A 25,870-nucleotide genomic window follows, 5' to 3' on the forward strand; every position below is an offset into this window, starting at 1 on the left:
CCGCTGTCGCCGCCGCCCCGCCCGCAACGAGACGCCCCCGCCGCGACGCCCTTCCTGCAAAAGCGGCGCGCAAGCGCTATCCTATTAATCCCCCGCATGACACGTGCCACGACGGACGGCGCCATGCGGTGCATCGGGCCGCGCGCTGGCCGCGCCGCGTGCCGCCCGGCAGTTCCATGGCGCGTCATTCCAAGGAGATCACCGTGCCTCGCAAGACCCCCATTGAGCGCTACCGCAACATCGGGATCAGCGCTCATATCGATGCCGGCAAAACCACGACCACCGAGCGCATTCTTTTTTACACCGGCGTGAATCACAAGCTCGGCGAGGTCCATGACGGCGCGGCGACCATGGACTGGATGGAGCAGGAACAGGAACGCGGCATCACGATCACCTCGGCCGCGACCACTGCGTTCTGGAAGGGCATGGCCGGCAATTACCCCGAACACCGCATCAACATCATCGACACGCCGGGGCACGTGGACTTCACCATTGAAGTCGAGCGCTCCATGCGCGTGCTCGACGGTGCGTGCATGGTGTACGACTCGGTTGGCGGCGTGCAGCCGCAGTCGGAAACCGTGTGGCGCCAGGCGAACAAGTACAAGGTGCCGCGCATCGCGTTCGTCAACAAGATGGACCGCGTCGGCGCAGACTTCTTCCGCGTGCAGCGCCAGATCGGCGAGCGCCTGAAGGGCGTGGCCGTGCCTATCCAGATTCCGGTGGGCGCGGAAGATCACTTCCAGGGCGTGGTCGATCTCGTGAAGATGAAGGCGATCGTCTGGGACGACGAGAGCCAGGGCGTGAAATTCGAATACGCCGAGATTCCCGCGAATCTCGTCGAGCTTGCGCACGAGTGGCGCGAGAAGATGGTCGAAGCCGCCGCCGAAGCCGATGAAACGCTGCTCGAAAAGTATCTCGAAGATCACGAGAGCCTGACCGAGGAAGAGATCAAGGGCGGCCTGCGCAAGCGCACGATCGCCAACGAGATCGTGCCGATGCTCTGTGGCAGCGCGTTCAAGAACAAGGGCGTGCAGGCCATGCTCGACGCCGTGATCGACTATCTGCCCTCGCCTGTCGATGTGCCCGCGATTCTCGGCCACGATCTCCACGACAAGGAGATCGAGCGCCACCCGACCGACGACGAGCCGTTCTCGGCGCTCGCGTTCAAGATCATGACCGACCCGTTTGTCGGCCAGTTGATCTTCTTCCGCGTGTATTCGGGCGTGGTGGAATCGGGCGACACGGTGCTCAACGCGACCAAGGACAAGAAGGAGCGCCTCGGCCGCATTCTGCAAATGCACGCGAACGAGCGCAAGGAAATCAAGGAAGTGCGCGCGGGCGACATCGCCGCCGCGGTCGGCCTGAAGGAAGCGACGACGGGTGACACGCTGTGCGATCCGGCGCATGCCATCGTGCTCGAAAGGATGATCTTCCCCGAGCCCGTGATCTCGCAGGCCGTCGAGCCGAAGACCAAGGCCGACCAGGAGAAGATGGGCATCGCGCTCAATCGTCTCGCGCAGGAAGACCCGTCGTTCCGCGTGCAAACCGATGAAGAGTCCGGCCAGACGATCATCTCGGGCATGGGCGAGCTGCACCTCGAAATTCTCGTCGATCGCATGCGGCGCGAGTTCGGCGTGGAAGCGACCGTCGGCAAGCCGCAGGTCGCGTACCGCGAGACCGTGAAGAACAAGGTCGAAGACGTCGAAGGCAAGTTCGTCAAGCAGTCGGGCGGGCGCGGCCAGTACGGCCACGCGGTCATCACGCTCGAACCGCAGCCGCCGGGCAAGGGCTACGAATTCGTCGACGCCATCAAGGGCGGCGTGATTCCGCGCGAGTTCATCCCGGCGGTCGACAAGGGCATCCAGGAAACGCTCAAGGCGGGCGTGCTCGCGGGCTACCCCGTGGTGGACACGAAAGTGACGCTCACGTTCGGCTCGTACCACGACGTGGACTCGAACGAAAACGCCTTCCGCATGGCCGGTTCGATGGCCTTCAAGGAAGCGATGCGCAAGGCCAAGCCGATCCTGCTCGAACCGATGATGGCCGTGGAAGTGGAAACGCCCGAGGACTTCATGGGCAACGTGATGGGCGACCTCTCCAGCCGGCGCGGCATCGTGCAGGGCATGGAGGACATCGCGGGCGGCGGCGGCAAGATCGTGCGTGCCGAAGTGCCGCTCTCGGAGATGTTCGGCTACTCCACGTCGCTGCGCTCGCTCACGCAGGGCCGCGCCACCTACACGATGGAGTTCAAGCACTACGCCGAAACCCCGCAGAACGTGGCCGAAGCGGTCATCAACGCGAAGAAGGCCTGAACGCGCCTTGGCCGGGCTTGAGCCCGCCCGGCGCACCGAAGCCCGTCCCCGCGCCTTGCCGCGGGGGCGGGCTTTTTTTCTGTCCGCAAGCCAACGCCGCAAGCGCTGTCCATCCAGTGGAGCACGGCGCTCGGCCCTATTTTTGACCATGTCACAATGAGCTGATTGAGCCTGATTGAGCCGATACGTAAGCGGGCCTGGCACGGCCCGCCAAAACGAAGGAGACACGACGATGAGCCACGATCACGATCACGACCATGACCACGAGCATCACGACGACGCCACGCCCGACTGGCGCGAGCACGGCGTCAAGGTGATACGCGGCGACCAGCTCGACGCGAACACCGCGCAAACGCCGGGCATGAACCGCGCGGCCGCCATCAACGCGGCGCGCGTGGGCGCGCAGAAAATCTGGGCGGGCACGGTCACGATCCATCCGAACGCGAAGACGGGTGCGCATCATCACGGCGCGCTGGAAAGCGTGATCTACGTCGTGCGCGGGCACGCGCGCATGCGCTGGGGCGAGCATCTGGAGTTCACGGCGGAAGCCGGCCCCGGCGACTTCATTTTCGTGCCGCCCTACGTGCCGCACCAGGAGATCAACGCGAGCACCGACGACCCGCTCGAATGCGTGCTGGTGCGCAGCGACAACGAGGCTGTTGTCGTGAACCTGAACATCGACGCCGTGGAAGCGCCGGAAACCGTGTACTGGGTCGATCCGATCCACCGGCATCCGCACGACCATTGAGCGACCCGCCCACGTTTGCATGACCCAATGACGACTCCCGCCGCCCCGCTCCGCGCCCGCCTGATTCCGCTCTACGCCGCGCTCATCGCCGCCAACCTCGGCGCGTGGGCGTGGGCGCTGATCGCCTTTCGCCACTATCCGCTGCTGCTCGGCACCGCGCTGCTCGCGTACGGCTTCGGCCTGCGCCATGCCGTGGACGCCGACCACATCGCCGCCATCGACGCCGTCACGCGCAAGCTCATGCAGCAAGGCAAGCGTCCGCTCGGCGTGGGACTCGCGTTCTCGCTCGGGCATTCGACCATCGTGATCGTCGCCACGCTCGGCATCGCGCTCACGGCGCTGTCGTTGCACGGGCGCTTCGAGCAGTTTCACGAGATCGGCTCGACCATCGGCACGCTGGTTTCGTCCACCTTCCTGCTCGTGCTCGCGGGCGTGAACCTCGTGATCCTGCGCGACGTGTGGACGCGCTACCGGCGCGCGCAACAAGGCGACGACGCGGCGCTTGCGGCCGCCGCCCGTGCCGCCGCGCCCGCCGGCCTGTTCTCGCGCGCGCTGCGCCCCCTCTTCGCGCTCGTCACGAAAAGCTGGCACATGTACCCCGTGGGCGTGCTGTTCGGCCTCGGCTTCGACACGGCCACCGAAATCGGCCTGCTCGCCATCGCCGCCGCCGAAGCGGGCAAGGGCCTGCCCATGTATTCGATTCTCGTGTTCCCCGCGCTCTTCACGGCGGGCATGACGCTCGTCGATTCCACCGACAACGTGCTGATGGTCCACGCCTACGGCTGGGCCATGGACGACCCCAAGCGCAAGCTCTACTACAACGCGAGCATCACGTTCGTCTCGGCGCTCGTGGCGATCGTGATCGGCGGCGTGGAAGCGCTCGGTCTCATCGGCGAGAAGCTTGGTGCGAGCGGCGGCGCGTGGACGCTCGTCGCCGGGCTGAACGAGCGCTTCGGCGAACTGGGCTACGGCATCATCGCCGCGTTTATCGCATGCTGGATCGGCTCGGTGCTGTTCCATCGCTGGCGCCGCCCCGCTGCGGCCCGGTGAACCGCGCCGAGTGTGCCTGCGCCTGGCCAGCTCTCGCTGAACGCACCTGAGCCGCACCTGAGCCGCGCCGCGCGCTCGCACAACGCGGCGAGCGCGCGCAACCCCGCGAAACCCTACCCTTCGCCTCGTTTGCCGAAAGCGCGTAAACTAGGCCGACCTTGTCGACTTCGCTTCACCCATTCGTCGTCTGCCGCACCGCTTGCCGCCGTCGCGCCCGCCTTCGGGGCACGCGCGTCCCCTGAACGGAACCGCACGGAAATCCCGCACCGATGAAACGACCGCAGTCCCGCCGTCCGCATGACGCGCCCCACCCGTCCCGCCTCGAACCGCTGCGCGCTCATGCCGGCGATCATGGCAACCACGCTCTCGACGAATTCCTTGCCGGCCGCCTCACGCGCCGCGAACTGCTGCGTTATGCGAGCGCCATCGGGCTCACGTCGCTGCCCGCCGTTGCCGGACTCGCGGCGCTTGCCGCGCCGCGCGGCGCCCACGCGCAGGGCGCGGCCAAACCCGGCAACCAGACGATCCGCGTGGCGCACCTGATGCCCGCGGGCGCCGTCGATCCGCTCACCGTGACCGACGCGGGCGCGCTGTGCCTCTTGAACCAGACCGGCGAATTCCTCGCCAACGACGACGCCGAAGGCCGCCTGCAACCCGCCCTGGCACTCTCGTGGAAAGCAAATGCGAAAGCAGACGTCTGGACGTTCAAGCTGCGCCCCGACGTGAAATTTCACGACGGCCAGCCGTTCGGCGCGAAGGACGTGGTGGCGACGTTCGACCGCCTCGCCGACCCGGCCAGCGGCTCGGCCGCGCTCTCGGTGCTCAAGGGCGTGCTCTCCAAAGGCGGCACGAAGGCCATCGACGCGCACACGGTGGAATTCCATCTCGACGCGCCCAACGGCAACTTCGCCTACTACGTTTCTTCGGACAACTACAATGCCGTGATGCTGCCCGCGAACTATGCGGGCAATTACGAAAAGAGCTTTATCGGCACCGGCGCATTCAAGCTCGACAAATTCGAAGCGCGGCGCGGCGCGAGCTTCGTGCGCAATCCCGACTATTGGGGCGACAAGGCGCTGCCCGCGCGCGTGGAATTCGCGTTCTACGCCGACGAGCAGGCGCAACTGCTCGCACTGCAAGGTCACCAGGCCGACGTGATGGGCACCTTCACCGTGCAGGGCGGCATCGGCATCCTCAACAACCCCGACTTCAAGGTGATCGGCGTGCGCTCGAGCGCGCACCGCCAGATCCACATGCGCAACGATTCGCCCGTGTTCAAGGACAAGCGCGTGCGCCAGGCGCTCGCGCTCGCCCTCGATCGCGATGTGATGGTGCGTGGGCTGTTCAAGGGCCGCGCCGTGGTGGGCAACGACAGCCCCTTCGCGCCGATCTTCCCCTCCACGGCGACCGACGTGCCCCAGCGCAAGGCCGATCTCGCGAAGGCACGCCAGTTGCTCGCGCAGGCGGGCGTGGCGGGCGGCTTCGACGTGACGCTCACCACCGAGAAGTACATGGAGATACCGGACCTCGCCGTGGTCGTGCAGAACGCGGCGAAGGCCGTCGGCATTCGCATCGCGCTCAAGGTGGAGAGCCAGTCGCAGTACTACGGCGCGGGCACGTTCGGCAAATCGGACTGGCTCGATTCGCCGCTCGGCATCACCGACTATGGGCATCGCGGCGTGCCGAATGTGTTCCTCAACGCGCCGCTCACGTCGGGTGGCACGTGGAATGCTGCGCATTTTCGCAACGCGCAGTACGACAAACTGGTCGCGCAGTTCGCGGCGACGCTCGACGTGGCCGCCCAGAAACAGGTGGCGCGTCAGATCCAGACGCTGCTGCTCGACGAGACGCCCGTGATCATCCCGTACTTCTACGACCAGTTGATCGCGCAGCGCACCGCGCTTTCCGGCGTGCGCTTCACGGCGCTCGCCCAGCTCTATTTCGATCGCGCCACGCTCGCCGCCTGAACCCGGCGCGCCACGCGAGCGCACCCGAAACGGAGGTCCGATGGCTACTCCGCTCCCGCCAGCGCCCCAGTCGACCGGCATCGCGAGCCCGCGTGCGCTCGCCCCGCGCGCGGGCGTCGCGCGCTTTCTCGGCCGGCGCGCAGCATGGGCGATCTTCACGCTCTGGCTGCTCTCGGTGCTTGTGTTCGCGGGCGGCCAGTTGCTGCCCGGCGACATCGGCCGCGCAGTGCTCGGGCCGCTCGCCGACGCGCGCGCGGTCGCCGCCCTCAACCACGAACTGGGCGCGGACCGGCCGCTCCTCGACCAGTATCTCTCCTGGATCACGCATGCGCTGCGCGGCGACTTCGGCGTGTCGTGGAGCTACAAGCAGCCTGTCGCGCCCTTCGTGAGCGACGCGCTCGCGCAGTCGGCCAAACTCGGGCTGCTCGCGTTCGTGGTGGTGGTGCCGCTCGGCATCGCGGGCGGCGTGTGGGCGGCGCTGCACGAAGGCCGCCTGATCGATCGCGCGATCAGCACGGGGGGCCTGTGCGCGAGCGCCGTGCCGGAGTTCGTCTCGTCGATCGTGCTGATCCTCATCTTCGGCATCTGGCTGCGCTGGCTGCCTGTCGAAGCCACCGCGCCCACCGGCGCGGGCGCGCTCGAACAATTGCGCCATCTCGTGTTGCCCGTGCTGCCGCTCGTGCTCGTGTTCTTCGGCTATCTCGCGCGCATCGCGCGCGCGGGCACGATCGCGGCGCTCGACGCCGACTACACGCGCACCGCGATCCTCAAGGGCTTGCCGAGCCACGTCGTGATCACGCGGCACGTGCTGCGCAACGCGCTGCTGCCCAGCGTCACGGTGGCGGCCACGCAGCTTGGCTATCTGATCGGCGGGCTCGTGGTGGTCGAGTCGCTGTTCCGCTATCCGGGCGTCGGCTCGCTCATCTACAACGCGGCGAAGGCGAAGGATTTCCCGCTGCTGGAAGCGGGCGTGCTCGCGGTGGGCGCCGTGTACACGCTCGCCAATCTGGCTGCCGACGCCTTGCACGCGCTCCTCGACCCGCGCCTGCGCGCTCCGGGAGGCGCATGAACGATATGGCATCCGAAGCAATCTCACCGGACGACGGTCCAAACGGTCCAACCGTTCCGGACGGGAACCCGCCGGACGAGCGCCCCGATGCAGCGCTTGCCGACACGCGCCTGCGCGACACGCTGCATCTGCTGCTGCGCTCGCCCTCGTTCGTCGCGGGTGCGCTGATCCTCGTCGGGTGGACGCTCTGCGCGCTCGCGGGCCAATGGTTCGCGCCGCACGACGCGTATGCGTCCGACCCGCTCAGCTCGCTCCTGCCGCCCGACCCGGCGCACTGGTGCGGCACCGATCAGCTCGGCCGCGACATCTGCTCGCGCGTGATCGTGGGCGCGCGCGACATCCTCACGATCGCGCCGCTCGCCACGCTCGTGGGTACGCTCGCGGGCGCGGCGCTCGGACTCGTCACGGGCTATTTCGAAGGCGTGTTCGGCACGCTCGTCGCGCGCACGCTCGACGCCGTGCTCGCCCTGCCGCTCGTGATCGTCGCGCTCCTCGTAATCGCAGCCGTAGGCGCGTCGAACCTCGCCGTGGTGCTCGTGATCGGCATGACGTTCGCGCCGCTCGTTGCGCGCACGGTGCGCGCCGCGGTGCTCGCGGAACGCCATCTCGACTATGTGGCCGCCGCGCGTTTGCGCGGCGCGAATGCGTTCACGGTGATGTTCACCGAGATCCTGCCGAACGTGTGGCCGCCCATTGTCGTCGAGGCGACCGTGCGTCTCGGCTACGCGATCTTCGCGGTGGCCACGCTCTCGTTTCTCGGCTTCGGCATCCAGCCGCCTTCGGCCGACTGGGGGCTCGCGCTCGCCGAGTCGTACACGCTGCTCGCGGGCGGCGCATGGTGGACCGTGGCGTTCGACGCGCTCGCCATCGCCTCGCTCGTGGTGGCCGTGAACCTCATCGCCGACAGCCTGCGCGAGGTGCTCCAATCGTGAACCGGCCCGCTTCTGCCCGCCCCGCTCTCGCCACCTTCAGCGCGCCGCGCGAAGACGATGCGCTCGCGCTGGTCGGCCTCACCGTCGCGTATCGCATGCGCGGACGCGAGCGCGACGTGCTCACCGACGTCTCGCTGCGCATCCGGCGCGGCGAAGCGTATGGGCTCGTGGGCGAGTCGGGCTGCGGCAAATCGACGGTCGCGCTCGCCGCGCTGCGCTACCTCGCGCGCAACGCCCGCGTGAAGGCGGGACGCATCGCGATCGCGGGCGAGGACGTGCTCGCGCTCGACGCCGACGGTCTGCGCACGTTGCGCGCCAATGCGGTATCGATGGTCTATCAGGATCCGGCCGGCGCGCTCAATCCCACGCTCACCATTGCGCGCCAGTTGAGCGAAGCGTTCGAGGCCGCAGGCGCCGATGCAAGCGTTGCGCGCTCGCGCTCGCACGCAATGCTGGAGCGCGTGCGCATTGCCGATCCGGGCCGCGTGCTGGCGAGCTATCCGCACCAGCTCTCGGGCGGCATGCAACAGCGCGTGGTGATCGCGATGGCGCTCGCGTCGAACCCCGCGCTCCTGATTCTCGACGAACCGACCACGGGCCTCGACGCCACCGTCGAAGCCGAAGTGCTCGACCTCATTGCGAAGCTGCGCGCGGAACTGGGCATGGCGGTGCTGCTCATCAGCCACGATCTCGCGGTGATCGGGCGCATGTGCGAGCGCGTGGGCGTGCTCTACGCGGGACGTCTCGTAGAGGAAGGTGCGACGCGCGACGTGTTCGAGCACGCGCGCCATCCGTACACGGTCGGCCTGCTGCGCTGCCTGCCCGCGCACGGGCGCAACAAGCACGCAGGCGCACTCGACACCATTCCGGGCGAATTGCCCGCGCCCGGCGCGAGCACGGCGGGCTGCATCTACGCGCCGCGCTGCCGGCTTGCCGATGCGCGCTGCCGCGAACACGCGCCGCCGCCGCATCGCATGACGTCGGCCCACGGCGAGCAGATGTCGCGCTGCCACTATCACGAGCGCGCGATGGAATTGCCCTTCGGGAATCTGATCGCAGGCGGCGATGGCCCGCAATCCGCAAGCGAAACACCCTCGACCTCGACGCGCGAAGGCGCACCGCGCGTGGTGCTGCGCGCGCGCGATGTCTCGCGCACGTTCGGGCACGGCGCGAACGCGGTGCGTGCGCTCGACGGCGTGTCGATCGAGTTGCATGCGGGCGAGACGCTCGGCCTCGTGGGCGAGTCGGGCAGCGGCAAGACGACGCTCGCGCGGCTGCTGCTCGGCCTGCACGCGCCCGATTCGGGCGGCGCCGTCGAACTCGACGGCAAGCCCCTGCATGCGCACGTTGCACGGCGTCGCGCCGAGGAGCGCGCCGCGCTGCGCGTGGTGTTCCAGCATCCTGACGCCTCGCTCAATCGCGCGCTGCCCGTGAAGCGGCTGATCTCTCGCGCGCTGGCGCGGCGGCGCGAGGCTGCCGGGGCCGTTCACGCGGAGCACGATGCCACCGAGGATTCACGCGTGGCCGGCCTGCTCGAAGCCGTGCGCGTGCCCGCGCGCTATCTCGCGGCGCGCGCGCGTCAGCTCTCGGGCGGCCTCAAGCAGCGCGTGGCCATCGCACAGGCATTCGCGGGCGAGCCGCGCATCGTGATCTGCGACGAGCCCACCTCCGCGCTCGATGTCTCCGTGCAGGCCGCCATTCTGAATCTGCTCGCGCGCCTGCAACGCGAGCGCGACGTGAGCTATCTGTTCATCTCGCACGATCTCGATGTCGTGCGCTATCTCGCCGATCGCATCGTCGTGCTCTACGCGGGACGCGTGGTGGAAAGCGGTCCCGCGGGCGCGGTGTTCGACGGCCCGTGGCATCCGTATACAGAAACACTGCTTGCCGCACGCGCCCTGGGCGCGCCGCCAGCCAATGCCGCGCCGCGCACGCGCAACGCGCAGCAGGGCTGCGTTTTCAGTGCGCACTGCCCGCGCAGGCTCGGCGCCCTTTGCGACGAAACGGCCCCGCCTCTCGCCGATGCTGGCGGCGATCATCGCATTCTCTGTCACATCCCGCTCGATGAACTCCGCGCACAACAGAGCGCGGCGAAGGACACGCTGCCGGCGACCTGAGTGTGCAGTAGCGCACACAGCGAGCAAAGCGCCGGCGTTCGCGAGAATCGTTGCGCTGTCCGCCTTTGCAACGCGAATTGCGCCGCACGGCCCCCGCGTTTCATCGCCGCAACGTTTTTGGCTCGATTTCAGTCACGCGGGCGACACATGAATTGTCAAGTCCACCGCGCGCGCCGCTGCCGGACCGATGGCACAAAACTGGCTACAACGGCACCAGGCATCCGGCCGCTGCAATCCGGCGCGACAGCGCGGGTCGTCACGACGGGCGGACGGATGGCCGGCTGCTCGACGCGCTTGTCATCTGCCGTCCCACGCCAGTGGCTCCGACAATCCACAAGTAGTCCTGCCTGATCCGGCCATCCGGCGCGCGGTCGGCCGGTTGCTTTTTTTGTAGCGCTGATGTGGCAATGCAGGCAGGCCCGAATCGGGACATCGGGATGTGTGCCTGACGGGGAGCGGCGCACGCACACAAGGCGTGCCGCCCTGCACGGGGATGAGAGGCGACGGCGCATGACGCTGCCGCCTCGCGGGGAGAAAACGATGAAAAGGACAGCAATTAATAAGCATTACTACGCTATTACTCGGGGAGCGGCAATGTGCGTGGTGGGAGCAGGCGTTCTGTTCCCCGCAATCGCCGCACATGCAGCGGACAGCGATGCCATCAATCCGGTCATTCTCGTCGCGGACGCGCCCTTGCCCGCGAGCGGCGTGGAAGGCGGGGGAATCTTCGGTGCGCCGGTTGCGCAGTCGCCTGGCGCGCAAATATCCAGCGAAGGAACGTCTGCTGCGGCAACGCCCTCGAAAAATGATTCGGAGTCCGATTCGGCCGGCCTGGCAAGCGACGTTTCCGCGGTGTTCGCGCCAAACGATTGCGTCACCCGACCGGGTGGCACTTGCGTCAGGGGCAACGGTCGTGGTCCGGGCGCCTCCAGCGCATCGAACGCGGGCAATGGCGGCAGCAGCGGCGCAGGCAGCAGCGGAAACGGCAACACCAACGGTAGTGGCAATGCGGGCGCGGCTACGGCCAGCACCGCAGGCTCTTCCGGCTCCACCGGCGCCGCCCGCAGCGGCAGTTCCGGCGCAGGTGGAACGGGCCCGAGCGGGTCGGGTGGCGGCTCGAGCAGTTCGGGGGGCGGAAAGGGAGGAAGCAGCAGCGGTGGTAACAACGGCGGTGGTAACAACGGTGGTGGTAACAACGGCGGCGGTAACAACGGCGGCGGCAACAACGGCGGCGGCAACAGCGGCGGTGGCAACAACGGTGGCGGCAACAACGGCGGTGGCAACAACGGCGGTGGCAACAACGGCGGCGGCAACAGCGGCGGTGGTAACAACGGTGGCGGCAACAACGGCGGCGGCAGTTCAGGCGGCTGTGGTTGCGGCAGTCACGGCGGATCGGCCAGCGGACCTTCGGGCGGCCCCGCAGGCGGATTCGGCGGCGGCTTTGGCGGCGGGTTCGGCGGTTTCGGTGGCGGCTTTGGTGGCGGATTCGGCAAGGGTGGACCGTCGGGCGGCCCGGGCGGCGGGTACGGCGGCGGTCACGGTGGCGGCCATGGCGGCGGGCATTGAACCTGCACGGCGGTGCAGGCAAGCCGCCGCAGCCACCCCGATCTGGCGCGACGGCCAATCGCGTCAGTCCTGGCGTCGGCGGCGGCGTTCCGGTCCCCCGGCCGGGACCCGCCGCCGGGGACGGGAAGCCGGCTGCGCGGCGCGCATCGCGCCACTGCCCGGCGGCCACGCGCCCTGCCTGCTCGCCGTGCACCGGCGCATGCGCTAAGCCACGCATTAGGCCACGCGCTGGAGCGCGACGCACGGCCCAACACCAGCGCCGACGCCGCGCCCTCCTTTTCGCTACAGCATCTCCAGCGGACGCTTGCTGCGCGGCGGCTTGAAATAAGCGTCGAGCGCCGCGCAGTCGTCGGCGCTGAGCGCGAGGTCGAGCGCGGCGCGATTGTCGCGCACGTGTTCCACGCGCCCGGCCTTCGGAATCGCGCACACGCCGCTTTGCCGAAGCACCCACGCCATCGCCACGCGATAGACCGACACGCCATGCGCATGCGCGATATCGTCGAGCGGCGAGCGCCGTGGCAGCCGCGCGTGATCGACGGGGCTATACGCCATCACCGGCATGCGCTGCGCGGCGCTCCACGGCAGCAGGTCGAATTCGGCTCCGCGCCGCGCCACGTTGTAGAGAATCTGGTTGGTCGCGCACGCGTCGCCGCCCGGCGTCGCGAACAGTTCTTCCATGTCGTCGGTGTCGAAGTTGCTCACGCCCCAGTGGCGGATCTTGCCCGCGCGCACGAGCGCCTCGAAGCCTTCGACGGTCTCCGCGAGCGGCACCCCGCCGCGCCAATGCAGCAGATACAGATCGAGCCGGTCGGTGCCAAGACGCTTCAGGCTCGCCTCGCACGCGCGCGCCACGCCGCTGCGGCTCGCATTGTGCGGATACACCTTGCTCACGAGAAACACCTCGTCGCGCAGCCCCTGCAAGGCCTCGCCGACGAGCCGCTCGGTCGCGCCGTCGCCGTACATCTCGGCGGTGTCGATGAGCGTCATGCCGAGCGCGACGCCTTCGCGCAGCGCGGCGATTTCGGCGGCGCGATGCGCGCTGCGCTCGCCCATCTCCCACGTGCCCTGCCCGAGCTTTGGAATGCGTTCGCCGTCCGGCAACGCGACGCTGGCGATATCGGTCGTCATGATCTCCCTTTGCGCCCGCTCGCGCGGCGCGTCGTACCCATCGAGCGACCAGTGTATCGCCTGGCGTGCAATGCGGTCATACGCACTTTCGCAAGCCGTTCATTAACGTGTTCGTACGCCGATGACATAAAATTGCCGTTCGCCTTTCATGCCTTACTCTCATGAACGCACCCACGGAAGACCGCTGGCGCGACCTGCGCCCGGACCCGGACAACGACACCCCGCTCTATTTGCAGCTCGCGCGCAAGCTGAGCATCGCGATCCACGACAATCGCTGGAACGCGGGCGAAGCGCTGCCTTCAGAGCGCGTGCTCGCGGAATCGCTCGGCGTTTCGCGCATCACGGCGCGCAAGGCAATCGCACTGCTCGTCGAGCAGGGCCTGATTCGCCGCACTCAGGGCGCGGGCAGCTTCATCACGCCGCGTATCGAAGACCCGCTCTCGCGCCTCACGAGCTTCAGCGAGATGCTGCGCCAGCGCGGTTTCACGCCCAGCTCGCGCTGGCTCGCGCGCGAGATCCAGCCCGCGAGCCGCGACGAGGTGATCCAGCTCGGGCTCTCGCCGGCGGCGGCCGTCACGCGCCTGAAGCGGCTGCGTCTGGCCGACGGCATCGTCATGGCCGTCGAGAATTCCACCTTTCCCGCCGCGCTGATTCCCGATCCCAATGCGATCGGCGACTCGCTCTACAGCTTCCTCGAACAGCGCGGGCTGTCGATCGTGCGCGCGCTGCAACACTTTCGCGCCGTGAACGCGAGCGAGGAAATCGCGCGGCAAATGAGCATCGCGCCCAACGAGGCGCTGCTGCTCATCACGCGCGTGGGCTACACCGCCGACCAGCGCGCCATCGAGCTCACCGACACCTACTGCCGCAACGACTACTACGATTTCGTCGCGGAACTGAGGAAGTAAGCCCGCTCCGGTTCATGGCGCACGCCCTCACGCGAGCCACACCGGCGCGTCCGTGCCGATCGGCACCGGCGCGCGCGAGTGAAACGGCGGCGTGAGTTCGAGCCGCTCGGCGGGCGCCACCGCGCGCACGCGCCCGAACGGCGAGGCCATCTCCTCGAGACAATCGGCGATATCGGCGGCGCTCACCTCGGGCGCGCGCTGGCCGTCGTCGAGCGTGCCCATCGTCTGGAGCCAGCGGCCCGTTTGCGCGAGCGAGAGGCGCACATGCCAGCTGCCGCCCTCGCGCATGCGCCGCGCGAGCGCGACCATCGCGCCGAACGCCGCGAGATAGCCCGTGGCGTGATCGAGCGCCTGGCACGGCAGCGGGCGGGCCTGCGCGAACGGTTGCGCGCCCGCGCTGATAGCGGCACTGTTGCCCACGCGCGCGGCGGCGACGCTCTCCGCCCAGACGATGCCGCTCGCCGACTGCACGAGGCTGTCGAAGCCGCGCCGCTCGCGCCACGGCCCGCGATGGCCATACGCACTGATCGACACGCACACGATGCCGGGCCGCCGCTGCGCCAGCGCTTCGGGCGCAAATCCGCGCGCGGCGAGCGCGCCGGGGCGGTAGCCCTGCACGAACACATCGGCGTCGCGCACGAGCGCGCGCAACTGCCCGCACGCGGCTTCGTCGCGCAAGTCGAGCGTGGCCGAACGCTTGCTGCGCCCGTTGTCGATCACAAGCGGCGCGATATTCGGCAAGTGCGGGCCGTTCACGAGCAGCACGTCCGCACCGTGCTGTCCTAGCGTGCGCCCGCACACCGGCCCCGCGATGATGCGCGTGAGGTCCAGCACGCGCACGCCTTCGAGCGCGCGCAGGCCGCTGCCCGCGCGCGGCGCCTCGGCCGGCGCGTCGCCGATACGCTCGATCTCGAACAGCGGCAAGCTCGCCACCGCCCTCGCCTGTTCGTGCGCGGCCCACTCGCGCGGCGCACGCACGAGCGCGGCGCACAGGCCGGCTTGCGCGAGCGCGTCGTCGAGCGCCGCGCCTTCCCAGCCGAGGATCGCGCGCGCCACCGCGTCGCGGTCGTCCGCGCAGCCGAGCACGCGCAGGATGCCCGCGAGGTGATGCGGGAAGTTCGCGTGGAGTTGGACCCAGCGCCCGTCGCCGGTGGGGAAATGGCCCGTCACAGGGTGCCGCAGCTCGGTGGGCGGCTTGCCGTCCACGCTCAAATAGCGCTCGCTGCGAAACGCCGCGAGCGCGCGGCGCATGTCGATCCCCACACGTTGAGTGCGCCCGCTGCGCAATGCGTGCAATTGCGCGGCGGCGAGCCCCGCCGCACCGATGCTCGCCGCCGCCAGCGTACCCACGCGGAAAACCGACGGCAGGCCCGGATCGTCGCCTTCGATGTCGAGCAGGCCGAGCGCGGCCGGGTCGCAGTCGGCCAGCATCCAGAGGTGTTCGAGCGCGTCGCGTGGCGTCATGGCGTGAGGTCCTTGTGCGAGGTCAGTGGCCGGGTTCGTGTGATGGCATCGTCGCGCCGCTCGAATCTCGAATCAATCTTGATTATCATGATCAATATAGATTGATTTCTCCGGTTCCGGGAGGCGCGCCACCATGTCCATCTATATGACCGCGGCCGAGGCCGCCGCCGCGCTCGGCATCAGCCGGGCCACGCTGTATGCCTATGTGAGCCGCGGACTGATCGGCTCCACGCCCTCGCCCGACGGCCGCCACAACCGCTACGCGGCCGCCGAGGTGCGCCGCCTCGCGCGCCGCAAGGCCGACGGCAAACGCGCGGGCAAGGTCGCCCAGAAGGTGCTCGACTGGGGCGTGCCCGTGCTCGAATCGTCGATCACGCTGATCGCCGACGGCAAGCTCTACTATCGCGGCGAAGACGCCATCGCCCTCGCGCGCCAGGCCTCGCTGGAGGACGTCGCGGCACGGCTCTGGCAGTGCACGCCGCGCCGCATCGTGGAGGCGCCGGGCGCGCCGATCGCGGCCGCGCAATGGTCGGCATGGCTGAAGATCTGGAGCGCGCACACGCCGCTCGAACGCGCGCTCGTGCTGCTGCCCGCCGCCGCCGCGCAGATGCCGCGCATCTGGGCGCAAAGCCGCGACGCACAAATCGATACCGGTGCGATCCTCATGCGCCTGCTCGCCGCCGCGCTCGTTTCGGCCGCGCCTTCGAACGAACCGTTGCACCGCCAGCTGGGCGACGCCTGGGGCGTGCGCTCGCGCGCGCAGACCGATCTGCTGCGCGCGGCGCTCGTGCTATGCGCCGATCACGAACTGAACGCCTCGACGTTCACGGTGCGCTGCATCACCTCCACGGGTACGCACCTGTTCGGCGCGGCGACGGGCGGCCTCGCCGCGCTCGCCGGTCCGCGGCACGGCGGCGAAACCACGCGCGTGGCCGCCCTCTTCGACGAAGCCGCGCGCGCCGACGACCTGCATCGCTACCTCGCGGCACGCCTTGCGCCCGACGAGCGCGGCGTCGCGCCGCCGCTCTCCGGCTTCGGGCACCCGCTCTATCCCGATGGCGATCCGCGTGCGCGCCTGCTGCTGGATCTGCTCGCGCAGCGCGCGCCGGCGCGCTCGCCCATGGACGATGTCGACGCGCTCGCGCAAGCCGTGGCCGAAACGAACGGCGCGCGGCCCACGCTCGACTTCGCGCTCGCCGCCATCGAGCGCGTGCTCGCGCTGCCGCGCGGCGCGGCGTTCACGCTGTTCGCCGTTGGCCGAGTGACGGGCTGGATCGCGCACGCGCTGGAGCAAACCGCCGACGGCAGGCTGATTCGCCCGCGCGCACGCTATGTGGGGGAAATGGCGGGGGCAACGGACGACAGCGCGGGCCACGTCGCGTAGCCCGCGCAAGGTGCGATCCGAGGGCTGGCCGCTCTCGGCGCTCAGCCTTCAGCACTCAGCCCGCCGCCCGCGCGCCCCATTGCGCGCGCTGCGCCCACTCGCGCAACGCTTCGCCAACGCGCGAGGCGAAACTGTACGATCCCGCGGCTCGCGGCTGCGCCACCGCACCGCTCGTTGCGGCCGTCGCGCCGCCCAGCGCCAGCATGAAGCGCGCGCCCTCGTGGCCCGCGCTCACGTGCACGCGCACGCCGGCCATCAGGTCGATCGACTCACCGGCGCGCAGCCAGTAGTCGCCGGCGTCGCCCGCGATGGTGAGCCACAGTTCGCCCGCGCTCACGTGCAATTGCATTGCCTGCGCGAGCCGCCACGTCTCGACGGGCTCGCCGTGTTCCAGTTCGAAGATTCGGATTTCGCGCATTGCCGTGCTCCTTGCAGACCGGCCGCCGACAGGACTCGGGCGGCCCCCGGAGCGCACGCTTCAGAGCGGCTGGATGCGGCTTGTAGCGGCTTGAAGCGCCTTCCCGGTAGGAGCATTATTGCGGTCAGTGAGGTACGATCCCATGCACAGTTCCGAACAGTTCGCACGGAACTGTGCAGCCAAAAAACCGGACAGTCGTACCGCGACTACCCGGGCGCAGCCTGAAACGAAGCCCAAGCGAACGCCAGCGAGCCCCAGATGAAACTCGAACTCGACCGCGCGAGCGACGTGCCGCTCACCGACCAGATCGTCACCGGCGTCCAGACCTGGATCCGCTCGCGCGCCGCGCATCCCGGCGCGCGCCTGCCGTCGATCCGCCAGTTCGCGGCCGACTACGCCATCAGCCGCTTTCCCGTGATCGAAGCGTACGACCGGCTGGTCTCGCTCGGCTTTCTCGACTCGCGGCACGGCTCGGGCTTCTACGTGAGCGAACACGCGCGCCTCGGGCTCTCCGGCATGGGCACCTGCGACCTCTCGAACGCCGCCGACGAATCGGGCCATCTGCTCAGCCAGTTCGAGCGGCCCGACGAAACGCTGCAACTCGACAGCGGCTCGATACCGCAGGCATGGCGCGACGTCGACGCACTCGGCCAGGCGATCCGCCACGTCTCGCGCACCGACCCCGCGAGCCTCGTCGACTACGGCACGCCCACCGGCGACGCCACCTTGCGCGAGCATCTGCGCAACCGGCTCGCGCCGCTCGGCATCGTCGCCGACGCGAAGCAGATCCTCATCACCGAAGGCGCGAGCGAGGGCCTCGACCTGCTGATGCGCTACATGCTCAAGCCCGGCGACACGGTGTTCGTCGAGGACCCCGGCTACTACAACCTGTACGGCCTGCTCAAGCTGCACGGCGTGCGCCTCGTGGGCATCCGCCGCACGGCGGGCGGGCCCGACATCGAGCATCTGCACGCCATGCTCGCCGAGCACCGCCCGCGCGCGTTCTTCGTCAACACCGTCTTCCACAACCCGACCGGCTCGACGATCTCGCCGCCGGTCGCGTTCCGGCTGCTGCAACTCGCGCGCGAGCACCACTTCACGATCGTCGAGGACGATATCTACGCCGACTTCCAGGCCGATCCCACCGACCGGCTCGCGGCGCTCGACCAGTTCGAGCATGTCGTGTACGTGGGCGGCCTGTCGAAGACGCTCTCTTCGTCGCTGCGCGTGGGCTACGTGGTGGCCAACACCGCGATCGTGCGCGACCTTGCCGCCATCAAGGCGCTCACGACGATCAGCGGCTCGCGCTTCGCGCAGGCCGTGGCCGCCACGCTGCTGGAGCGCGGCGCGTATCGCAAGTACCTCGAACGGTTGCGCCGGCGCGTGGCCGAGGCGCAGGGCACGGCCGCGCGCACGCTCGAAGCGCACGGCTGGGAGCTGTTCGGCGGCCCGGCCGCCGCAGCAGTCCCGGCGGCGCGCGGCTACGCGCAACCGGGCGGCAAGTTCGTCTGGGCGCGCGTGCCGCATATCGAGGATTCGGCGCGTCTCGCGGTGTGCGGCGAGCCGCTCGGCGTGGCCGTTTCGCCGGGAAGCCACTTCCGCCCGCACGGCGAGGCGAGCCCATGGATCCGCATCAACGTGGCGCTCACACTCGATCCGCGCGCCCAGGCGTTTTTCGCGGCGGCGGCGCGGCTCGAGGCGTAAGGGCGCAGCGATTGTGAAGGCCGAGTCTTGAGGGCCGGAGCACGGCCCCCTATCAGCGCGCGCGCGCCGTTTTCCCTACAATGGCGCTTGCCTGCGCGCCCACTCCTCGCCCATGTCCGAATCCACCGCTGCGTCCAGCACCGCTCCGTCTCCCCGCTCGTTGTCCGTGATGCTGTGGCTCGTCGCCACCGGCTTCTTCATGCAGACGCTCGATTCGACCATCGTCAACACGGCGCTGCCCGCCATGGCGACGAGTCTGGGCGAATTACCGTTGCGCATGCAATCAGTCGTGATCGCGTATTCGCTCACGATGGCGGTGATGATTCCGGTGTCGGGGTGGCTAGCCGACAAGCTCGGCACGCGGCGCGTGTTTCTCGGCGCGATTTTCGTGTTCGCGCTCGGCTCGCTGCTGTGCGCGAGCTCGCATACGCTCAACCAGCTCGTGCTCTCGCGCATCGCGCAGGGCGTGGGCGGCGCGATGCTGCTGCCGGTCGGGCGTCTTGCGGTGCTGCGCACGTTTCCCGCCGAGCGCTATCTGCCCGCGCTCTCGTTCGTGGCGATTCCGGGCCTGATCGGCCCGCTCATCGGCCCGACGCTGGGCGGCTGGCTCGTGCAGATCGCCTCGTGGCACTGGATCTTTCTCATCAACGTGCCGGTGGGCGTGGTGGGCTGCATCGCCACCTTCATCTTCATGCCCGACAGCCGCAACCCCGAGACGCCGCGCTTCGACCTGCCGGGCTATCTGCTGCTCGTGATCGGCATGGTGGCGATTTCGTTCGCGCTCGACGGGCACTCCGAACTCGGCATCCAGCACGCCACCGTGCTCGTGCTGCTGATCCTCTCGCTCGCCGCCTTCGTCGCCTACGGGCTGCACGCGGTGCGCACGCCGCAGCCGATCTTCTCGCTCGATCTCTTCAAGATCCACACCTTCAGCGTGGGCCTGCTCGGCAACCTGTTCGCGCGCATCGGCAGCGGCGCCATGCCCTATCTGATCCCGTTGCTGCTCCAGGTCGCGCTCGGCTACACGGCGTTCGAGGCGGGCCTCATGATGCTGCCCACGGCCGCCGCGGGCATGTTCTCCAAGCGGCTCGTGACGTACCTCATCATGCGCTACGGCTACCGCAGCGTGCTGGTCTCGAACACCGTGCTGGTGGGCCTCATGATGGCGAGCTTCGCGCTTTCGACGCCCGCCGAACCGCTGTGGCTGCGCATCGTGCAACTCGCGCTGTTCGGCGCCGTGAACTCGATGCAGTTCACGGCGATGAACACGCTCACGCTCAAGGACCTCGGCACGGGCGGCGCGAGCAGCGGCAACAGCCTGTTCTCGCTCGTGCAGATGCTCTCGATGAGCCTCGGCGTGACGGTGGCGGGCGCCCTCCTCACCACCTTCACGGGGCTCATCAGCCACAAGACGGGCGAGAGCGTGATTCCGGCCTTCCACGCGACGTTCATTTGCGTGGGCATCATCACGGCGGGCTCGTCGTGGATCTTCGGGCAACTCTCGTCGGACGTGCGCCGCACCGCGAAAAAGACCGATCCGTCCGAGCGCACTTGAGGATAGCTGAGGGCACCTGAAGGCCCGCGAGGGCGCGCGCCGTGGCCGGCGCGCACCGCGAAGGTGCAGCGCGCGCACCATCGCAGAAGCCTGTGCGCAATTGCCAAACAATCGCGAATAAGCACGGGCGCCCGTGCACGGGCCATTCCCACGGGGCCAGGGACTCGCATACTTTTTGCTGTCCTATCCTGTAAACTTGACGCTCACGCGTCTAGCCCTCCACGCTCCCCGCGCGCCATCGACACGAAATGACCAGCATGATCGACCTCGATCCCCCCGGCTACCAGTCGCGCCCCATCGCGGGCGTGGAAGGTGCCCGCCGCACGGTGCTATACGGCGGCTACACCGTCTTCAGCGTGTTTCAGCCCGTGTTCTCGGTCGCGCACCGGCGCGCGATCGGCTATCACGCCTCGCTGCGCGCGCACGACGAGCACGGGCAGCAGGCCCCGTCGCAGGAGGTGTTCACGCAGGCGGCGCGGCGCGGCGATCTGCTCGAACTCGGCCGTCTCGCGGAGTCGCTGCATCTGGGGAACTTCAACGCGTTCGATTCGCATGACGAATGGCTCTTCCTGAGCCTGCATCCGGCCGCCCTCATGGACACGAGCTACGGCGACGCCCTGCTCGCCGGCCTCAAGGCGCTCGGTCTGCAACCGCAGCGCGTGGTGCTCGAAGTGTCGGAGCAGGCCGGGGGCGAGAATTCGCGCTTTGCCGAGATCATCGACGGGCTGCGCAAGGCGGGCTTCGTGATCGCGCTGGACGGCTTCGGCGCGAAGCATTCGAACATCGACCGCGTGTGGCAACTGCGGCCCGACATCGTGACGCTCGACCGCAGCCTGCTCGCCCAGGCGAGCCGCCATGCGCATATCGAGCGCGTGCTGCCGGGTCTCGTTTCGATGCTGCACGAGTCGGGGCAGCTCGTGCTGGTGGGCGGGCTTTCGACCGAACGCGACGCGCTGATCGCGCTGGAAAGCAACGCCGACTTCGTGCAGGGCGCGTATTTCGCGCGGCCCGACGTCGAGCCGGTGCCGCCGGCCGTGGCCGCGCAGCTCATGGACGACCTCTCCGCGCGCCTGCGCGAGCGCGTTGCCGCGCGCGACCGGGCGCAGTCGGCGCGCCTCGCGCCCTATGTGAGCGCCATCGAAGCCGCGGCGAAGCACCTGGCCGAGGGCGTCGCCATGACCGACGCCACGCTGCCGCTGCTAGGTCTCGACGACACGGCGCGCTGCTTCCTGCTCGACGCGTCGGGTCGCCAGATCGGCGACAACGTGCTGCCCGACGGGCGCACGTCGCAACGCGCCAAGCGTTTCCGGCCGCTGCTGCATTCCCAGGGCGCGAGCTGGGAGCGCCGGCCGTATTTCATTGGCGCGATGAAGTCGCCGGGCCGCGTGCAGTTCACGCCGCCCTATCTCTCGATCAACGAGGCGCACCTGTGCGTCACCGCGTCGGTCGCCGCGCAAACGCCGCACGGCGTGCAGGTGCTTTGCGTCGACATCAACTGGGAAGCCGCCTCGCAGCGCAGCTAATGCCGGTTCATGCGAGCACGGGCGGTTGCGCGAGCATCGACGCGCAGCCGTGAGAACCGGACGCAACGGCGGCGACGGCGAGCGTCGAAACGCAATTCACGCCGACCGCCCCCGCCGCGAAGCGTGCGAGCAGCTTGCGCACGGCCGCGCCGCCGAACGCGCGATTGGCCGCATCGAGCGCGCCGCCGTCGTCCGTCGTGGCGACACACACGACCGGCCCGCGCCGCCCGTGCAGGTCGACGCCCACGTGCAGCCATGCCGCCAGTTCCCCATCCTGCCCGACGATCGCCACGCCCGGCTCGCCTTCCAGCGCGAGCGCCTCGGCGTGCAACACGCGCACGGCGCTCGCTTCGTGCATGACGTGGGCACCGGGGGCCCCGCCGGCGCTCGCCGCGACCAGCGCCGTTGCGGTCACGCCCAGCAGATCCATCAGGCCGGCGCGGTCCTGCGCAAGGAGCACGTCGCGTAGACGCTCCACCGTGCGCACATGCTGCGCCTTGTCCGCGGGCGCCGCGCGCGGCGCGGGCGCGCGAGCGAGCCGTACACGAGCGCGCCGCACGATCTGTCGGCAATGCGTGTTGGTGCAACCGGTGAGCGCGGCGATCTGCGCATAGTCGCAGTCGAAGGCCTCGCGCAGCACGAACACGGCCTGTTCGAGCGGTGCGAGCCTTTCCAGCAGGAGCAGCAGTCCGTCCGAAAGGCGCGCGGCGCGCAAGCCGGCCTCCTCGGCGGAGGGCGCCGCGTCGTCGAGCCACGCGAGTTCGCGCTCGCCCGCGCTCTCGCGGCGCAGGCGCCGCAGCCGGTCGATCGCAAGCCGCACCGTCACCGTGGCAAGCCATGCCTGCGGCGTGCGCACGGCCTGTGCGTCGGCGTCGCGCCAGCGGAACCACGCGTCCTGCACGACGTCCTCGGCTTCCGCGCGGCTGCCCAGCACGCGCACGGCCAGCGCCAGCAGACGTGCGCGCGCCGCATTGAACGCAGCGGCGCGGCGCGCGTCGTTCCCTCTATCGTCCTGCGGCCCGGCTTCGGCATTCATTGGGGTCGCGGTCTCAATATGCCCTGCGGCCGCCGGACTCGTTTCGTCGATTGCCTGCGTCATTCGCTTCGCTCCTTGGCCTTGCGTGTTCGCCCGATCCCCTCATGACGTTCGGCACCGGGCCGGCGTGACAGCGACGCACAAAAATAATGGCGTCACGCGGCGAGCGCGCCGGGCGTCTTGAAGGCGAGCCGCTTCTTGCGCCGCTCACACCGCTCACGCCAACCGAAAACCGCGAGGACACTCATGCATCCCTTTGCACCGCATCATGCAGCATTGCCGCCGAACGCGCTCAATCTCGTTCCGACCGTCATCGAAACATCCGGACGCGGCGAGCGCGCCTACGACATCTACTCTCGCCTGCTGCGCGAGCGCATCGTGTTTCTCGTCGGACCGGTGACCGAGCAGAGCGCGAGCCTCGTGGTCGCCCAGTTGCTCTTTCTCGAAGCCGAGAATCCGGAAAAGGACATCAGCCTCTATATCAACTCGCCGGGCGGCTCGGTCTACGACGGCATGGCCGTCCACGACACGATGCAGTTCGTCAAACCCGATGTCTCGACGCTATGCACCGGTTTCGCGGCCAGCATGGGTTCATTTTTGCTCGCCGCGGGTGCGCAGGGAAAACGCTTCGCACTGCCAAACGCGCGCATCATGATCCATCAGCCTTCGGGCGGCGGCCAGGGCACCGCCGCCGACGTCGAACTCCAGGCGCGCGAGATTCTCTACCAGCGCGAGCGCCTGAACGCGATGCTCGCGGCACACACCGGCCGCGCCATCGAGCAGATCGCCCACGACAGCGATCGCGACAATTTCATGTCGGCGCAGGAGGCGGCGGAGTATGGCCTGATCGATCGCGTGCTGAACTCGCGCGCGGAGTCGCTACCGCGCTAATGCGCAGCGCCCGGCCGTGTGGCCACCAGACCGCTGCAAGCCAGGCTTCAGGCGAGCCGCACCGCGAGCCACGCTGCCAGCACGCCCTTGTATTCGGCCACGAGCAGTTTGCGCTCCTTGGGCTTCGCCGCGGCGTATAGCGGATTGAGGCTCTTGATGACCTGAAGCATGACCTCGGCCACGCGGTACGCTTCATCAGACGAAAGCGCGGGCTGATAGCGCAGGAAAACCGCCGTGAAGCGCTGGCGCAGGAGGTTGCGCACGGCGGCGTCGCGCTTGAAGCCGAGTGGCACGGAAAGCAGCGGCAGATACGCGGGATAGTCGTGCATCAGATCGACCATCAGGTCGAACAGGCGCTCGACGAGTTGCGGCAGCGGCAGCCTGGCCGGATCGTCGTGCGCCGCGAGGAGCGCGCTCCAGCGCGCATCCATCTCGTCGCCGTAGCGCTTGCGCAGCGCGAAGGCCAGCGCCTCCTTGTTCGGAAAGTACTGGTACGCCGCGCCCACCGAAACGCCCGCCTGCTGCGCGATCTGCGTCATGGTCGCCACGTCGAAGCCGCGCTCGGCGAACGCCTCGCCCGCGGCTTCGAGCAGCGCGTCCACGGTGCGCGCCGCGCGTTCCTGGCGCGGCACGCGCCGTGCGTTTTCGGTTTGCGCTTCCTTGCGCGCGAGCGGGTCTGCCGCCATATCTGAAGCCTCCCTCACGTTTCGTGTATGATATGTGAAGCCATCCTCACATATAGGTGAATCATGACGCAAGCACTTTCTCTGAACCCGCGCACCACCGCGCTCGTGATGATCGACCTCCAGCACGGCATCGTGAGCCGCCCGGTCGCGCCCCATAGCGGCGCACAGGTGGTCGCGAACGCCAGGCCGCTCGCCGACGCACTGCGCGCCAAGGGCGGCGCCGTCGTCTGGGTGCGCGTGCTCCTGAACGACATTCTCGCCCTGCCCGCCGACGCGCCCACGCGCACGCTCGACGCCCCGCCCGCCCCTGCCCAGGCCTCCGAACTCGTGCCCGAAATCGGCGCGCAGCCCGGCGACGTGATCGTCTCGAAGCGCCAATGGGGCGCGTTCTACGGCACCGATCTCGAGCAGCAACTGCGCCGCCGCGGCATCGACACGATCGTGATCGGCGGCATCGCCACGAACTTCGGTGTTGAATCCACGGCGCGCCAGGCGTTCGATCTGGGCTTCAAGCTCGTATTCGTCGAAGACGCCACGTCGGGCCTGAACGAAGAGATGCATCGCTTTTCGTTTGAGAAGCTGTTCCGCCATATGGGCCACGTGCGCTCGACGCAGGAAACGATCGCGGCGCTCGCATAAGTCTTTTTCGCCGGCGCAAAACAAAAAAGCCCTCGATTCGCATCGAGGGCTTTTTGCTTGCGCCACATGAATCGTGGCGCAGGGAACGGGCTTCGAATTTACGCGAAGTTTTGCGCTGCGAAGTCCCAGTTCACGATGTTCCAGAACGCTTCGACGAACTTCGGACGTGCGTTGCGGTAGTCGATGTAGTAAGCGTGTTCCCACACGTCGATCGTGAGGAGCGCCTTGGCGTCGGTCGTGAGCGGCGTGGCGGCGTTGCTGGTCGACACGATGTCGAGCGAGCCGTCAGCCTTCTTCACGAGCCACGTCCAGCCCGAGCCGAAGTTGCCGACTGCGGCCTTCGTGAAGGCTTCCTTGAACGCGTCGTAGGAACCCCACTTGGCGTTGATCGCGTCGCCGAGCGCGCCCGACGGTGCGCCGCCGCCTTGCGGCGAGAGGCTGTTCCAGAAGAACGTGTGATTCCAGATCTGGGCTGCGTTGTTGAACACGCCACCCGACGACTTCTTGACGATTTCTTCGAGCGAGAGCTTCTCGAACTCGGTGCCCGGAATCAGATTGTTCAGATTCGTGACGTAAGCCTGGTGGTGCTTGCCGTAGTGGAACTCGAGCGTCTCTTCCGACATGTTCGGAGCGAGGGCGTTCTTCGCGAACGGCAGCGGCGGGAGCGTAAATGACATGATGCGGTTCCTTCGTCGTGTTATGGGGAGTTCTGCGTGAAGTTCTACATGGTGACCGGCATTGAGCACTCGATTGTAGGCGAGTTGGAATAACCC

General features: G+C 68.6%; 21 protein-coding genes. 15 read left to right on the forward strand and 6 right to left on the reverse strand.

Going from position 1 to position 25,870, the window contains the following annotated elements; all coding sequences use genetic code 11:
• Positions 1-203: 203 nt before the first annotated feature.
• From fusA to C7402_RS47090, 8 genes are all read left to right on the forward strand, one after another.
• Positions 204-2,312: an elongation factor G gene (gene fusA / locus C7402_RS27215; RefSeq protein WP_112173413.1), complete on the forward strand. Its 2,109-nt coding sequence runs from the start codon at positions 204-206 to the stop codon at positions 2,310-2,312.
• A gap of 232 nt (positions 2,313-2,544) precedes the next feature.
• A complete protein-coding gene (locus C7402_RS27220) occupies positions 2,545-3,060 on the forward strand; it encodes a cupin domain-containing protein (protein WP_116612839.1) in 516 nt (171 codons plus the stop codon).
• 27 nt (positions 3,061-3,087) lie between these two features.
• Positions 3,088-4,110, forward strand: coding sequence for a HoxN/HupN/NixA family nickel/cobalt transporter (locus C7402_RS27225; protein ID WP_112173233.1), 1,023 nt, complete (start codon positions 3,088-3,090; stop codon positions 4,108-4,110).
• 269 nt (positions 4,111-4,379) lie between these two features.
• Positions 4,380-6,077, forward strand: a complete 1,698-nt coding sequence (locus C7402_RS27230) for an ABC transporter substrate-binding protein (RefSeq protein ID WP_116612840.1) — start codon at positions 4,380-4,382, stop codon at positions 6,075-6,077.
• A gap of 40 nt (positions 6,078-6,117) precedes the next feature.
• Positions 6,118-7,146, forward strand: a complete 1,029-nt coding sequence (locus tag C7402_RS27235) for an ABC transporter permease (protein WP_116612841.1) — start codon at positions 6,118-6,120, stop codon at positions 7,144-7,146.
• 5 nt (positions 7,147-7,151) lie between these two features.
• Positions 7,152-8,078 carry an ABC transporter permease gene (locus C7402_RS27240; RefSeq protein WP_116612842.1) on the forward strand — a complete coding sequence of 309 codons (927 nt, stop codon included), beginning with the start codon at positions 7,152-7,154 and terminating at the stop codon, positions 8,076-8,078.
• Positions 8,075-10,195, forward strand: coding sequence for a dipeptide ABC transporter ATP-binding protein (locus C7402_RS27245; RefSeq protein ID WP_244314951.1), 2,121 nt, complete (start codon positions 8,075-8,077; stop codon positions 10,193-10,195). Before C7402_RS27240 ends, C7402_RS27245 begins: the two co-directional genes overlap by 4 nt.
• Before the next feature lie 510 nt (positions 10,196-10,705).
• The gene (locus tag C7402_RS47090) at positions 10,706-11,761 is read left to right on the forward strand and encodes a hypothetical protein (RefSeq protein WP_165842009.1); all 1,056 of its coding nucleotides are present in this window, start codon (positions 10,706-10,708) and stop codon (positions 11,759-11,761) included.
• 282 nt (positions 11,762-12,043) lie between these two features.
• Here C7402_RS47090 and C7402_RS27255 read toward each other — a convergent pair whose 3' ends face one another.
• Entirely contained in the window at positions 12,044-12,889 is an 846-nt protein-coding gene (locus C7402_RS27255) for an aldo/keto reductase (protein ID WP_116612843.1), read from the reverse strand.
• A 161-nt stretch (positions 12,890-13,050) separates the two neighbouring features.
• On the opposite strand from C7402_RS27255, the gene C7402_RS27260 reads away from it, so the two are divergent.
• Positions 13,051-13,797, forward strand: coding sequence for a GntR family transcriptional regulator (locus tag C7402_RS27260; protein ID WP_112173238.1), 747 nt, complete (start codon positions 13,051-13,053; stop codon positions 13,795-13,797).
• A 27-nt stretch (positions 13,798-13,824) separates the two neighbouring features.
• On the opposite strand, the gene C7402_RS27265 is transcribed toward C7402_RS27260, so the two are convergent.
• A complete protein-coding gene (locus C7402_RS27265; RefSeq protein ID WP_116612844.1) occupies positions 13,825-15,261 on the reverse strand; it encodes a CoA transferase in 1,437 nt (478 codons plus the stop codon).
• Positions 15,262-15,394: 133 nt separating this feature from the next.
• Between C7402_RS27265 and C7402_RS27270 the strand changes: the two genes are divergently transcribed.
• Positions 15,395-16,645 carry a citrate/2-methylcitrate synthase gene (locus tag C7402_RS27270; RefSeq protein ID WP_116612845.1) on the forward strand — a complete coding sequence of 417 codons (1,251 nt, stop codon included), beginning with the start codon at positions 15,395-15,397 and terminating at the stop codon, positions 16,643-16,645.
• Positions 16,646-16,700: 55 nt separating this feature from the next.
• On the opposite strand, the gene C7402_RS27275 is transcribed toward C7402_RS27270, so the two are convergent.
• A complete protein-coding gene (locus C7402_RS27275; RefSeq protein WP_116612846.1) occupies positions 16,701-17,063 on the reverse strand; it encodes a DUF2917 domain-containing protein in 363 nt (120 codons plus the stop codon).
• Between the two features lie 258 nt (positions 17,064-17,321).
• On the opposite strand from C7402_RS27275, the gene C7402_RS27280 reads away from it, so the two are divergent.
• The 3 genes from C7402_RS27280 (at position 17,322) to C7402_RS27290 (ending at position 21,845) form a co-directional block, all read left to right on the forward strand.
• Positions 17,322-18,767 (forward strand): aminotransferase-like domain-containing protein, encoded by a 1,446-nt coding sequence (locus C7402_RS27280; protein WP_112173242.1) that lies wholly within the window; start codon positions 17,322-17,324, stop codon positions 18,765-18,767.
• Positions 18,768-18,879: 112 nt separating this feature from the next.
• The gene (gene mdtD / locus C7402_RS27285) at positions 18,880-20,322 is read left to right on the forward strand and encodes a multidrug transporter subunit MdtD (protein WP_112173243.1); all 1,443 of its coding nucleotides are present in this window, start codon (positions 18,880-18,882) and stop codon (positions 20,320-20,322) included.
• A gap of 248 nt (positions 20,323-20,570) precedes the next feature.
• On the forward strand, positions 20,571-21,845 hold the full coding sequence (locus tag C7402_RS27290; RefSeq protein WP_116612847.1) for an EAL domain-containing protein: 1,275 nt from the start codon (positions 20,571-20,573) through the stop codon (positions 21,843-21,845).
• Positions 21,846-21,852: 7 nt separating this feature from the next.
• Here the strand turns inward: C7402_RS27290 and C7402_RS47810 are convergent, their stop codons facing one another.
• Positions 21,853-22,944 carry a sigma-70 family RNA polymerase sigma factor gene (locus C7402_RS47810; protein ID WP_244314952.1) on the reverse strand — a complete coding sequence of 364 codons (1,092 nt, stop codon included), beginning with the start codon at positions 22,942-22,944 and terminating at the stop codon, positions 21,853-21,855.
• Positions 22,945-23,127: 183 nt separating this feature from the next.
• On the opposite strand from C7402_RS47810, the gene clpP reads away from it, so the two are divergent.
• Positions 23,128-23,772, forward strand: coding sequence for an ATP-dependent Clp endopeptidase proteolytic subunit ClpP (clpP, locus tag C7402_RS27300; protein ID WP_116612848.1), 645 nt, complete (start codon positions 23,128-23,130; stop codon positions 23,770-23,772).
• A 47-nt stretch (positions 23,773-23,819) separates the two neighbouring features.
• Here the strand turns inward: clpP and C7402_RS27305 are convergent, their stop codons facing one another.
• Positions 23,820-24,458, reverse strand: coding sequence for a TetR/AcrR family transcriptional regulator (locus C7402_RS27305; RefSeq protein ID WP_112173246.1), 639 nt, complete (start codon positions 24,456-24,458; stop codon positions 23,820-23,822).
• A gap of 63 nt (positions 24,459-24,521) precedes the next feature.
• On the opposite strand from C7402_RS27305, the gene C7402_RS27310 reads away from it, so the two are divergent.
• Positions 24,522-25,097 carry an isochorismatase family protein gene (locus tag C7402_RS27310; protein WP_116612849.1) on the forward strand — a complete coding sequence of 192 codons (576 nt, stop codon included), beginning with the start codon at positions 24,522-24,524 and terminating at the stop codon, positions 25,095-25,097.
• Positions 25,098-25,195: 98 nt separating this feature from the next.
• On the opposite strand, the gene sodB is transcribed toward C7402_RS27310, so the two are convergent.
• The gene (gene sodB, locus C7402_RS27315) at positions 25,196-25,774 is read right to left on the reverse strand and encodes a superoxide dismutase [Fe] (protein ID WP_112173248.1); all 579 of its coding nucleotides are present in this window, start codon (positions 25,772-25,774) and stop codon (positions 25,196-25,198) included.
• Positions 25,775-25,870 lie beyond the last annotated feature (96 nt).

Source organism: Paraburkholderia unamae, assembly GCF_003096875.1.
In the GTDB taxonomy this organism is placed as follows: domain Bacteria; phylum Pseudomonadota; class Gammaproteobacteria; order Burkholderiales; family Burkholderiaceae; genus Paraburkholderia; species Paraburkholderia unamae.

What these genes read in the sequence shown, in the direction of transcription:
- C7402_RS27220 (WP_116612839.1), top strand. Translation starts at nt 2,545, where the DNA reads ATGAGCCACGATCACGATCACGACCATGACCACGAGCATCACGACGAC.
- C7402_RS27225 (WP_112173233.1), top strand. Translation starts at nt 3,088, where the DNA reads ATGACGACTCCCGCCGCCCCGCTCCGCGCCCGCCTGATTCCGCTCTAC.
- C7402_RS27230 (WP_116612840.1), top strand. Translation starts at nt 4,380, where the DNA reads ATGAAACGACCGCAGTCCCGCCGTCCGCATGACGCGCCCCACCCGTCC.
- C7402_RS27235 (WP_116612841.1), top strand. Translation starts at nt 6,118, where the DNA reads ATGGCTACTCCGCTCCCGCCAGCGCCCCAGTCGACCGGCATCGCGAGC.
- C7402_RS27240 (WP_116612842.1), top strand. Translation starts at nt 7,152, where the DNA reads ATGGCATCCGAAGCAATCTCACCGGACGACGGTCCAAACGGTCCAACC.
- C7402_RS47090 (WP_165842009.1), top strand. Translation starts at nt 10,706, where the DNA reads ATGACGCTGCCGCCTCGCGGGGAGAAAACGATGAAAAGGACAGCAATT.
- C7402_RS27255 (WP_116612843.1), bottom strand. Translation starts at nt 12,889, where the DNA reads ATGACGACCGATATCGCCAGCGTCGCGTTGCCGGACGGCGAACGCATT.
- C7402_RS27260 (WP_112173238.1), top strand. Translation starts at nt 13,051, where the DNA reads ATGAACGCACCCACGGAAGACCGCTGGCGCGACCTGCGCCCGGACCCG.
- C7402_RS27265 (WP_116612844.1), bottom strand. Translation starts at nt 15,261, where the DNA reads ATGACGCCACGCGACGCGCTCGAACACCTCTGGATGCTGGCCGACTGC.
- C7402_RS27270 (WP_116612845.1), top strand. Translation starts at nt 15,395, where the DNA reads ATGTCCATCTATATGACCGCGGCCGAGGCCGCCGCCGCGCTCGGCATC.
- C7402_RS27275 (WP_116612846.1), bottom strand. Translation starts at nt 17,063, where the DNA reads ATGCGCGAAATCCGAATCTTCGAACTGGAACACGGCGAGCCCGTCGAG.
- C7402_RS27280 (WP_112173242.1), top strand. Translation starts at nt 17,322, where the DNA reads ATGAAACTCGAACTCGACCGCGCGAGCGACGTGCCGCTCACCGACCAG.
- mdtD (WP_112173243.1), top strand. Translation starts at nt 18,880, where the DNA reads ATGTCCGAATCCACCGCTGCGTCCAGCACCGCTCCGTCTCCCCGCTCG.
- C7402_RS27290 (WP_116612847.1), top strand. Translation starts at nt 20,571, where the DNA reads ATGACCAGCATGATCGACCTCGATCCCCCCGGCTACCAGTCGCGCCCC.
- C7402_RS47810 (WP_244314952.1), bottom strand. Translation starts at nt 22,944, where the DNA reads ATGACGCAGGCAATCGACGAAACGAGTCCGGCGGCCGCAGGGCATATT.
- clpP (WP_116612848.1), top strand. Translation starts at nt 23,128, where the DNA reads ATGCATCCCTTTGCACCGCATCATGCAGCATTGCCGCCGAACGCGCTC.
- C7402_RS27305 (WP_112173246.1), bottom strand. Translation starts at nt 24,458, where the DNA reads ATGGCGGCAGACCCGCTCGCGCGCAAGGAAGCGCAAACCGAAAACGCA.
- C7402_RS27310 (WP_116612849.1), top strand. Translation starts at nt 24,522, where the DNA reads ATGACGCAAGCACTTTCTCTGAACCCGCGCACCACCGCGCTCGTGATG.
- sodB (WP_112173248.1), bottom strand. Translation starts at nt 25,774, where the DNA reads ATGTCATTTACGCTCCCGCCGCTGCCGTTCGCGAAGAACGCCCTCGCT.